Source organism: Leucobacter chromiiresistens (assembly GCF_001477055.1).
GTDB classification, from domain to species: domain Bacteria; phylum Actinomycetota; class Actinomycetes; order Actinomycetales; family Microbacteriaceae; genus Leucobacter; species Leucobacter chromiiresistens_A.
In genome coordinates, this window is sequence record NZ_LDRK01000080.1 from 1 (window position 1) to 9,636 (window position 9,636).

Annotated in this window: 11 protein-coding genes; 10 read left to right on the top strand and 1 reads right to left on the bottom strand. The window is 71.4% G+C overall.

The annotated features are described in order from the left end of the window. A partial coding sequence (locus NS354_RS10190; RefSeq protein ID WP_058594392.1) for an EsaB/YukD family protein occupies nucleotides 1-916 on the bottom strand: 916 nt, incomplete at its 3' end. Between the two features lie 120 nt (nucleotides 917-1,036). Between NS354_RS10190 and NS354_RS10195 the strand changes: the two genes are divergently transcribed. From NS354_RS10195 to NS354_RS10240, 10 genes are all read left to right on the top strand, one after another. Next, a complete protein-coding gene (locus NS354_RS10195) occupies nucleotides 1,037-2,368 on the top strand; it encodes a hypothetical protein (RefSeq protein ID WP_058594393.1) in 1,332 nt (443 codons plus the stop codon). Further along, nucleotides 2,365-4,032, top strand: a complete 1,668-nt coding sequence (locus NS354_RS10200; RefSeq protein WP_058594394.1) for an RDD family protein — start codon at nucleotides 2,365-2,367, stop codon at nucleotides 4,030-4,032. Before NS354_RS10195 ends, NS354_RS10200 begins: the two co-directional genes overlap by 4 nt. Nucleotides 4,033-4,276: 244 nt before the next feature. Next, the gene (locus NS354_RS10205; RefSeq protein ID WP_058594395.1) at nucleotides 4,277-4,594 is read left to right on the top strand and encodes a WXG100 family type VII secretion target; all 318 of its coding nucleotides are present in this window, start codon (nucleotides 4,277-4,279) and stop codon (nucleotides 4,592-4,594) included. Nucleotides 4,595-4,645: 51 nt separating this feature from the next. Then, nucleotides 4,646-4,927 carry a WXG100 family type VII secretion target gene (locus NS354_RS10210; RefSeq protein WP_082678023.1) on the top strand — a complete coding sequence of 94 codons (282 nt, stop codon included), beginning with the start codon at nucleotides 4,646-4,648 and terminating at the stop codon, nucleotides 4,925-4,927. Between the two features lie 137 nt (nucleotides 4,928-5,064). Beyond that, nucleotides 5,065-6,072, top strand: a complete 1,008-nt coding sequence (locus NS354_RS13630; RefSeq protein WP_058594396.1) for a hypothetical protein — start codon at nucleotides 5,065-5,067, stop codon at nucleotides 6,070-6,072. Beyond that, nucleotides 6,069-6,902 (top strand): hypothetical protein, encoded by an 834-nt coding sequence (locus NS354_RS10220; RefSeq protein ID WP_058594397.1) that lies wholly within the window; start codon nucleotides 6,069-6,071, stop codon nucleotides 6,900-6,902. Before NS354_RS13630 ends, NS354_RS10220 begins: the two co-directional genes overlap by 4 nt. 31 nt (nucleotides 6,903-6,933) lie before the next feature. After that, nucleotides 6,934-7,356: a hypothetical protein gene (locus NS354_RS10225; protein ID WP_058594398.1), complete on the top strand. Its 423-nt coding sequence runs from the start codon at nucleotides 6,934-6,936 to the stop codon at nucleotides 7,354-7,356. A 31-nt stretch (nucleotides 7,357-7,387) separates the two neighbouring features. Beyond that, nucleotides 7,388-7,777: a hypothetical protein gene (locus NS354_RS10230; protein ID WP_058594399.1), complete on the top strand. Its 390-nt coding sequence runs from the start codon at nucleotides 7,388-7,390 to the stop codon at nucleotides 7,775-7,777. 55 nt (nucleotides 7,778-7,832) lie between these two features. Then, a complete protein-coding gene (locus NS354_RS10235) occupies nucleotides 7,833-9,296 on the top strand; it encodes a S8/S53 family peptidase (RefSeq protein WP_241490481.1) in 1,464 nt (487 codons plus the stop codon). Continuing rightward, nucleotides 9,293-9,636: hypothetical protein (locus tag NS354_RS10240; protein WP_058594401.1), on the top strand; the 344-nt coding region annotated here is incomplete at its 3' end. The genes NS354_RS10235 and NS354_RS10240, both read left to right, overlap by 4 nt.

Consider the following 9,636-nt stretch of genomic DNA (forward strand, 5'->3'; position numbering starts at 1 on the left):
CGACGCGCTCGGGGTCGACGGGGGGCGGCGGGTCGAACATCTCGCTCTCGGTCATCGGCGAGATGACGCGGATCCGCGTGCTGCTGAGGGTGAGCCACGGCAGCGCCCCGGCGAGGAGGCCCGCGCAGGCGACCATGACGGCGTACGGGCCGGAGGGGTCGACGCCGGTGATGCCGACGACGCCCGCCGGAATGGCGATCGCGAGCCCGAGGGCGATCGGCAGCAGCAGTATCTCGGCGGGTTTCGTGGCGAGCAGCAGCGCGGCGCCGCCGCCGACGATGAGGCCGAGCCCGGCGGCGGCGAGGGCGAAGCCCCAGAGCGGCTGGTGCTGGGCGATGAGGTAACCGGTGAGCCCGGCGAACGCGGCGGCGGCGAGGCCGAATCCGAGGCCGGCCTCGTGCTGGCGAATGCGGCAGAGCGTCGCGGTCAGTGCGAGCAGCACGAGCGTGCCGACGCCGGCGACGATGGCGGGCAGGGCGGTCGTCGACGGCTGCAGGGCGAGCAGGATCGCGCTGAGCCCGACGAGGGTGAGGCTGACCGCGGTCGCCGTGCGGGCGGCGTCTTCGGGGCGCCAGGCGGTGTGGTGCGCGCTGGTGGCGTCGATGACGGCCTCGACGACGTCGTCGTACCGGTTCGGCACCGCGACGAGCTGGCCGCGGGTCAGGGTGAGTATCTCGCCCTGGTCGACGCCCTGGGCGATGGCGCCGCGCGTGGGGTCGAGCTCCGATCCGTCGGCGCGGGTGAGCCGGTAGCCCCCGTGCAGCAGGGTGGCGTCGAGCACGCCGAGGCCGCGGGCGACGCCGGGGAGCACTTCGAGCAGCGGCAGACGGCCGGGGATCGCGAGGTCGACGCGGCGCTCGGCGTGCACCACCGACAGTCGCACGACGGCGCTCGCGTCGGTCGCCTCTGCGCTCACGTACTGCCCTCCGCCTCCGACTGATCGGGCCTCTCCCGGGTTCCAGCAAGCATCTTAGTGCGGATCGAGGCGCGGCGTCCGCCCGGTCGAACGGGTCGCCGCGACGCTACACTTGCTGGCGTGAGTCAGCCTGCGCCGCATCTGCGCCGGATCGCGCTCGATGCGGCGGGAGACCGGCACGACCTCGTGGTGCCTCAGAACGAGGCGCTCGCCGGGGCGCTCGCCGCCGTGGGGGTGCACCTCGGCGCGGAGGATCGGGTGCTCGGCCCCGATGGGTCGGTGGTCGACACGGCGACGGCCGTGCGAGATCTGCGCGAGGGCGGTCTGTACGCGGTGGCGGGAGCGCCGGCGGAGGGGTCGGCGCGGGCGGTGTCGGCCGAGCGGTCGTCGGGCGTCAGCCCGTTGCCGTGGGCGCTGACGGGGTTCGGCGTCGCAGCGGCGGCGATGGCCGGCGCCGTGCCGCAGCTGCGCTGGGCGACCGTGGTGGTGCTCGCCCTCGCCGCCGTCGCGGCGGTGCTCTCGAGCGCGCTCGGCCGTCGCGAGCAGGGCGCTGCGGTGGCGGCGGCGCTCGGCCTGGGCGGGGCTGCCGCGGCGGTGGCCGTCTGGCCGAGCGTGGTCGACACCCCCGGTCTGGCGATCGCGGTGGGGGCCGCAGGCGTCTCGGTGCTCGCCGCCATGCTCGGGTTCGCGGCCCGCTCGTCGCGGGTGCGCGCGGCGGCCACGCCCGTGATCGTGGTCTCGGCGCTCTTCGCGGGCCTGGCGATGATCAGCCCGTCCCTCGGGTGGTCGCCCGCCCAGCTGCTCATCGTGGCGGCTGCGGCGGCCGCGGTGGGGCTGCGAGCGGCGCCGAGCCTGCTGGTGGGCGTCGATCCCGGCTACCACATCGATTACGGGCGCTTCATGGTGCTGCGGTGGACGGTGCGCGGGCGCGTGCCCGAGTTCATCGAGCGCGTCGACGAGCTGCGCGTGCGAGCGATCGTCGAGGCGGCGGAGGCGCGGCTCGCGTCCACCGTCGCGGTGCTGTCGGTGCTCGCGGCGGCGGGCATTCCGGCCGCGGTCGTGCCGCTCTCCAGCGGCGATCTCGTGCAGGTGATCTCGGGAGCCCTGTTCGCGACCTGGATGGTGCTCGCGCTGCTGCTCACGTCGCGCCGCACCGCGGCTCCGCGACTGCGCACGCCGCCTCGGGCCGCCGTGGCGGTCGGGCTGCTCGGGCTGATCGTCGGTCTCGCGCCGTCGGTCTCGGGCGGGGCGGGCACGCTCGTGGCGGGCGTCGTCTTGGCGGCCGGTGCGATCGCTGCGGTGGTCATTCTGCCGCTCGCGCGCGGCGAGCGCTCGCTCGGCTGGTCGCGAACCGGGGATATCGTGGACAGCATCGCGGTCGCCCTCGTACTCCCGTGCGGGATCCTGGCGGCCGGAACGCTGAATCTACTGCAGGGGGTGCTGGCCGCATGAGCGAGGTTCCACGCCGGCGCGAGCGCCGGGCAGCGGCCCGCCGCGGAGCGGCGGGGCGCTCGCAGGCGCCGCAGCTGCCGCAGGTGCCGCCGCTCCCGCAGACGACGCAGCCGCCGCTCGGCGGGGCTCCGGCCGTGCGCCCGCTGCGCGCGGCGCAGCAGCCGGCGCACCAGCAGCCGATGCAGCAGCAGCCTGCGGTGCAGCAGCCGGTGCAGCAGTTCCCGCAGCACGCCCCTCAGCAGCCGGTGCAGCAGTTCCCGCAGCAGCCGATGCCCCCGCAGCGCGCCCAGGCGCAGCAGCAACGCCCGAAGCGCGCGCGCTCGGGGTCTCGTCGGCCTGCCGGTGCGGCGTCCGCGGCCCAGCGCGCGTCGGCGCAGCGAGCCTCGAACCAGCGGGCATTGGCTCAGCGGGCCTCCGCCCAGCGCGAGGCGGCCCAGCGCGGAACCGTCGCGGCGGCGCTCGCCCGCTCCCGAGCGTGGGCGCGCCCGGCGGGCGTCGGCGCCCGGCTCGGAGCGTACTCGGTCGATGCGGCGCTGTGCCTGATCCTCGCCGCTGCGGCGTGGGCCGTCACGCAGAGCCCGCTCGTGGGCGGCATCGTGCTCGTCGAGGCGGCGGTCATCCTGTTGGTGGTCGAGGCGCGAACGGGGGCGACCGTCGGCAACCTGCTGCTGCGCCTGCGCACCGCTCGCGACGACGCGCCGTTCTCCGCGGGCATGGGCCGTGCGCTCGTGCGCGGTCTCGTCGGCGGTGCGGGCAGCCTGGTCGCGCTCATCGGGGGCTGGATCGTGGTGGCGACGAGCGCCGCAGACCCCGAGCGCATGGGGCGCAGCCTGGCCGACCGCGCCGGCCGCACCCTCGTCGTCAGAGTGCCGTCGGCGGCCGAGCGCGAGACGTGGAATCGGAACGCGCAGGCCTGGGCGCTGCACGCGCCCGAGGGCGGGGCGCGTGCAACGGCGGGGAGTGCGCTGGAGCCCGGGGCGCCTCTGCCCGCCGGCGCTCCGGGGATCGCGCCGCCGTCGGCGCCGCACTCGGCGGGCGGCCCGCCTCCCGTTCCGCTGGGGCAGCCGGTGACGGCGCCGCGGGCCCCGCACCCGCAGCCGCAGTCGCAGCCGCAAATGCAGCCGCACCCGCAGTCGCAAACGCCGGCGATCCCCTCGCAGCTGCAGCCGCAAACGCCGGCGATGCCCTCTCAGCCGCAGTCGAGCGCCCTGCAGTCGCCGCAGGCCGAGGACGGCGCGGACGGGTCGGCCGCGGCGCTGCCTCCCGGAGTCGTTCCGGTCGACGCCCCGGTCGCACCCGCCCCCGCGCCCCGCGAGGTGGGCACGCTGCTGCTGCTGACCTTCGACACGGGGCAGCGTGCTCGGCTGCGCATTCCCACCGTCGTGAATCTCGGGCGGCGCCCCGAGCCGAGCGAGGCCGATGATCAGCTCGTGGTGGTCGAAGACTCGGCGGCGTCGGTGTCGAAGACGCACCTGCGGCTCGAATACCGCGGAGACAGTGTGTGGGTCACCGATCTCGGGTCGACGAACGGCTCCGAGATGGTCGATGACACCGGGGCGACGAGCGTGCTCGCGAGCGGCGCCCGCATGCGGCTCGAAGACGGTGCGAGCGTGCGCATCGGCCAGCGCAGCTTCACCGTCGCGACGATCACCGGAGAGCTGTAGCCCGACGCATTGCTGAGTAGCGCCCCTCGTGCGATGCGGAAAACTTCTCGAAAGTTGCGCAGATCCGCCTCCGAGACACTGCATTTCGTCTTCGCACTACTCAAAGTCGGGGATGGGGCCCCCTCAGTCTTGGCGAGCGCCCCAGTTTCGCGTACCTTCTGTAGTGGCGCTCTCGCTCCCAGCGAAGTGCTTCCACGTCAAGCGCTCCGCCACGGAGCCGAACCGTCGAGAAGGAGGAGCCAAGATGGCTCAGACCATTTCCGCTGAAGAGGGGGCCCTGCGCAGGGGGCAGCAGGCTGTCGCCGAGGCGAAGTCGGGCATCGACCAGCAGACCAAGAAGGTGCGCGGCGACATCGAGCAGCTCCGCGGGTACTGGAAGGGTTCGGCTGCGGGCGCCTTCACCCAGCTGATGCAGCGCTGGGACGCCGAGACGGTGAAGCTCAACAACGTGCTCATCGACCTCGAGAACTCGCTGCGCGGCACCGAGCAGGATCAGGCTGCGACGGAGCAGGAGCACGAGCAGGCGATCTCCGGTCTCGGCGCAATGATGTCGGGCAACTAAGCACACACTGAACACTTTCGAGGGGAACGAAGAATCATGAGCATGCAGTCGATGTCTGTGCAGACGGCACAGGTGAGCGCGCTGGCCGCGGAGATCCGCACGGGATCGCAGGGGATCCGAGCGGAGATCGAGAGACTCGAGTCCGAGGTCGCGAAGCTCCGCGGAGCCTGGAGCGGTGAAGCCCAGAACTCCTACGACATTGCACAGCGCAAGTGGACGCAGTCGCTGAACGAGCTGCAGGCGCTCCTCGAGCGCATCTCCGGCAGCACGGAGCAGATCGCCCAGACCTACGACGCGAGCGACGCCCGCAACGCAGGCCGGTTCGCCGGCTGACCGTTCCGGCTCGACGGGGGTGCCCGGATCGGCGGACGGTTCCGCGATCCGCGCACCCCGAACGTCGTCGGCCGGCGGCACGCCGCGTTTGAGGGAGCACCATGTCGAGTGAGTGCATCAGTTACGATCCCTCCACGATGGAGGCTGCGATCGCGAACATCGCCGAGTGCGAGAACGCGCTGCAGCGCACCGTGGAGTACGCCCGCGAGTACTGTTCGCTCGAGGGTGCCTTCGGGCTGCTGCTGCAGCCCCTCCAGCCGATTCACAACGGCGCCCGCGACGCAGTGATGAACAATCTGCAGGCGCTCGGCGACACGCTCGCGGTGACCGCGCAGAGCGTGCGCGATTCGCTCGCCGACATGGGCAGCTGCGAGCAGCACGTCATCGACATCTGCCAGACGCACGAGGGTGAGCTCGAGAGCACGTGCGAACCTTCCCCTGGTGGTGGCGGCCCGAGCGGCGGCGGCCCGAGTGGAGGCGGCGGTCCCAGCGGTGGCGGCGGCCCGAGCGGCGGCGGCGGCCCCAGTGGTGGCGGCGGCCCGAGCGGTGGTGGCGGCCCGAGCGGTGGCGGCTCACCCGAGGTGTCGACGCCCGAGGTGTCGGTGCCCGAGGTGGAGGAGCCGCCCACGCTGACGCCCCCGACCACCCCCGGCGACGAGCAGCCCGAATCGCCCGGCGACGACGAGCCGGGTGAGCCCGGCGACGACGAGCCCGGCGATCGCCCGCACGATCATCCCGTGGGCTGCCGCTGCGCGGCGTGCGACGTGCACCCGGCGGGTTGCCAGTGCGTGACGTGCACCGCCGAGCAGACGCAGCCGGGGTGCACGCCGGGCTGCTCCCACTGCCAGGGCGGTGAGGCGCACGTTCCCTCGTGGGTGCTCGAGCTGTTCTTCGGCGATCGCGAGCCGACGGCTCAGGAGCTCGCCGATCTGCAGGAGCTCTGGGAGAACCGGGAGCCGGTCACGCCCGAGCCGGGCGGGAGCGGCGATGTACGGCTCATCGACGGCTCGCTGGAGACCCAGCCCGGTGCGGCGACGGTGCCGACCGGCATCGCCTTCGACCTCGACGCCCTCATCACGGCGGCCTACTCCGATGCGCCGTCGCGGCTCTCGGGTCTCACTGCACGCACGGAGGTGACGGTATGAGCGCGTACGCACCGCCGCTCGGCATCGATACGGTACTGGTTCCGCCGACCCCGGCGAGCGTGCTCGAGCAGACCCTGTGGCGCGTGGAGCACCAGAGCGCTTCGGGCCTCGGCATGATCGACACGGTGGTGAGCCTGCTCGTCGGGTTCAGCCCGCTCGAGGAGTGGGTGCACAAGCCCTTCGTGGGCGATTGGCGCTCGATGGAGCTCGCTGCCGAGGCGTGGCCGCGGTGCGGGCAGGCGGTGCAGCTGATCAATGAGCGCGTCTCGTCGTTCGGCGAGTTCGTCACCGACGATTGGCAGGGCCAGGCCGCGTACGAGTTCGGTCAGTGCCACGCGCGTCTCGGGCAGCTGCTCGAGGGGTTGCCGCAGCAGTGCGAGCAGGCCGGTGTGATGGATCAGCAGCTGGCGAACTTCGCCCGCGGCATCCTGGAGTTCATCAACGAGGTGATCTCGGGCATCGTCTCGTTCGGTCTCGATCTGCTCTCGCTCATCGCGGTGCCGGTGGTCGGCGAAGTCAATGCGATGAAGGTGCTCGCCATCGCGCTCCCCATCGTCGCCGGGTGGGTCATCGAGGTCATCGACCTGTTCAACGAGTTCCTCGGATTCGTGGAGGCGGTCATCGCCATCCATACCGGCATCGCGAATCTGCTCGGCGGTGTGCGCAGCGCCCTGTCGGGGCTCACCGCGGCCGCGTCGATCGGTCTCGCCGTCTACGAGACGGTGAGTTCCGTGGTGGGCGGTGTGCGCGACATCCGAACGTTGAGCGGCGGATCGGGTGGAACGGGCGCGCCCGCTGCAGGCGGCTCGGGCGGAGGATCCCACCCGTGACCATCGCTTTTCACTTCCAGGAGATGCAGGAATGACCAGAGACCCGGCAGAGGCCATCGCGCAGTTGCAGGCGGCGACCGCGCAGCTCGACGCGCGCACCCGCGCGCTCGCGGCTGCGCGCGAGCAGCGCGAGGCCGCGCGCGCGGACGAGGCGCGGAAGACGGCCGAGGCGCGGCGGCGCGGTGAGCACGGGCGCGACTGGCAGATTCTGCAGCAGCGCATCGACCTCGGCCAGACGAGCGAGATCGCCGTCATTCAGGGGCTCGACGTCTCGGCCGAGGCGCGCGCGGTGCGCAAGGCGATGAGCGTGACGCTCGGCCAGGTCGTCGATCAGGCCGCGGAGGCCGATGAGGGGCCGGTGCCCCTCACGCCCGAGATGGTGGACGCGCAGCAGCGTCTCATCGAGACCCTGCAGCGGTTGCGGGACTCGACTCGGGCGAGCGGATTGCAGTAGTGCGGGGCAGTGAATTCAGGGGAACGGCATCATGAGTGAGAAACGCATCAGCCTGGCGGACGGGTTCGAGGACCTGCTGGGAACGCTGCGCGGCCTGGCGGGGGAGTGCCCGAGTGCTGGCGAGATGACCCGCGTAGATGGATCGGAGAGCGGGTTGGGCAGGAGGTTTTATCGAGGACTCATCCAGAGCGGCGAAGCGATTGCGGAGAAGATCGCGAAGCTCGACGCGCAGCTCGCGGAGGTGCAGAGCAACATGACCGCGGCCATCGCCGACCAGCGCGAGACCGACGCGGCCATTGCAGAGGATTTGCAGCGCATGCTCGCCGATCTCGAGGGCATGCATACCGATGTGTCGGGCGAGGGAACCGCGGCCCCCGGCAAAGCGGCACCCGGAGAAACGCCGAAGAGCAGGAAGTACTGACATGCGATTGAGAAGCGCGCTGTGGGTCGCGATTGCTGGTGCCCTGACTCTCTCGGTGGGAGTGGTACCTGCGGCGTCGGCGGCTCCCATCGCGGAGGACAGCCGCGAGGCGGGGTTGTGGCACGCGGAGAAGTTGGGGTTCGGCAGTCTGCGGGAGTCGGGTGCGACGGGTGCGGGTGTGAAGATCGCGGTGATCGACACGTTCGTGAATCCGGATGCGCCGGAGTTGGCGGGTGCGAATCTGCAGGTGCGGGGGACGACGTGCGCGGACCCGGGTTCGGGGGAGCCGCGTCAGATCGTCTCGGATGATCCGGCTCAGGCTGCGCATGGCACGAATGTGGTGTCGATGCTGGTCGGCAATGGGGTCGCGGGTGATGGTGGTCTGGGGGCGCGGGGTATCGCGCCGGAGGCCGAGGTGTGGTTCTACGGGGTCGGCGATCTCGATCAGGCGGGGTCTAAGCAGTGCGAGTTGCAGGATCCGACGGTCGAGGAGGGCGGCATCGACCTCGCCCACGACATCACGTGGGATGGGGGCGAGGTCCTAAACAACCCTGACGGACTTGGGGATCCGTTGTCGCTGGCTGCGCGGGCGGCGATCCGTGACGGCGCCGATGTCGTGTCGATCTCGACACTGGGAGGAGATGCCGCTGCTTGGGACCAGGTCATGTTCGAGTCGCTGATCGCAGAGGTGCCGATCTTCGTCGGGGTGCTGAACCCGGACGCCGGGTTCGCGTTGTACGGCGGCCCGTACTCACACAATGGTGCCTTTCCGGTGAACGCGATCGAGGAGGACGGTACGGTGCTCACCGATCACAAGACCGGGGCGACGTCGTACGGCGGGAACAACGAGGCGTTGGCGGCGCCGGGGAATTGGCTGCTCGGGGTCGGTGACGACGAGGGGTGGGGCCCCCAGTTGATCTCGGGGACGTCGTATGCGACGCCGCTCGCGGCAGGTGCTGCGGCGCTGGGGATGCAGAAGTATCCGGATGCGTCACCGTTCCAAGTGACGCAGGCGATGCTGCGCACCACCGGTTCGGGCGGGGTGCACGAGATCGAGTGGGTGAGAGAGGACGACCTCGGTGCGGGGTATCTCAATGTGATGGAGATGCTCAAGACCGATCCGAGTCAATTTCCCGATGAGAACCCGCAGTGGGTCACCAGCCTCGACGACCCTCGGTGCGAGCAAGACGGGAAGCCGGGGCACATCGCGGACAACGGCCAGGTGATGTGCGGCTGGAGTACCGGGCCGTTCGTCGAGGGGTACGAGAAGTATCGTGCGGCGTACGTGGACGGTGAACCGATCGCGCCGTTCGGCGAGCTCGAGGCGACGCCGTACACGACGCAGCCGCTCGATGAGAAGCCTGCGCAAGTGGCGGAGTCGGCGGCTGTGTCGCCGCTGATGGTGGCGCTCGCGGTGGTCGGGGTGCTGATGCTGCTGGGCGGCATCGCGATCGCGATCGTGCTCGTGGTCGTGTCGCGCAGACGCAAGCAGGCGGCGACTGTAGGAGGTCAGTCATGAGTGGACACGAACAGCAGCTCATCGATGTGGCGACGGGCAGCGGGTGGGAGCTGTCGAGCCTGCCGCAGCTCTCGGGCGCGCTGCAGAACTACCGCGCGCGCGTGCAGAAGGTCGAGGCGCAGATCAATGACGGAGCGTGGACCGGCCTCGCCGCCGAGACCGCGAGCGCGCACCTGCGCGCCATGGCGAAGACGTTCGAGAACGCGTGCGACTGGGTCACCAAGGTCTCCACGGTGATTTCGGGGGCGAACACCGACATCCGGGAGTACGCGAACCGCCGGCTCGATGCGCTGCCGTCTGGGGATCTGCCGACGGCGGTGTGGGACGCGTTCTCGCAGGG

What these genes read in the sequence shown, in the direction of transcription:
- NS354_RS13630 (WP_058594396.1), top strand. Translation starts at nt 5,065, where the DNA reads ATGGAGGCTGCGATCGCGAACATCGCCGAGTGCGAGAACGCGCTGCAG.
- NS354_RS10205 (WP_058594395.1), top strand. Translation starts at nt 4,277, where the DNA reads ATGGCTCAGACCATTTCCGCTGAAGAGGGGGCCCTGCGCAGGGGGCAG.
- NS354_RS10210 (WP_082678023.1), top strand. Translation starts at nt 4,646, where the DNA reads ATGTCTGTGCAGACGGCACAGGTGAGCGCGCTGGCCGCGGAGATCCGC.
- NS354_RS10220 (WP_058594397.1), top strand. Translation starts at nt 6,069, where the DNA reads ATGAGCGCGTACGCACCGCCGCTCGGCATCGATACGGTACTGGTTCCG.
- NS354_RS10200 (WP_058594394.1), top strand. Translation starts at nt 2,365, where the DNA reads ATGAGCGAGGTTCCACGCCGGCGCGAGCGCCGGGCAGCGGCCCGCCGC.
- NS354_RS10230 (WP_058594399.1), top strand. Translation starts at nt 7,388, where the DNA reads ATGAGTGAGAAACGCATCAGCCTGGCGGACGGGTTCGAGGACCTGCTG.
- NS354_RS10225 (WP_058594398.1), top strand. Translation starts at nt 6,934, where the DNA reads ATGACCAGAGACCCGGCAGAGGCCATCGCGCAGTTGCAGGCGGCGACC.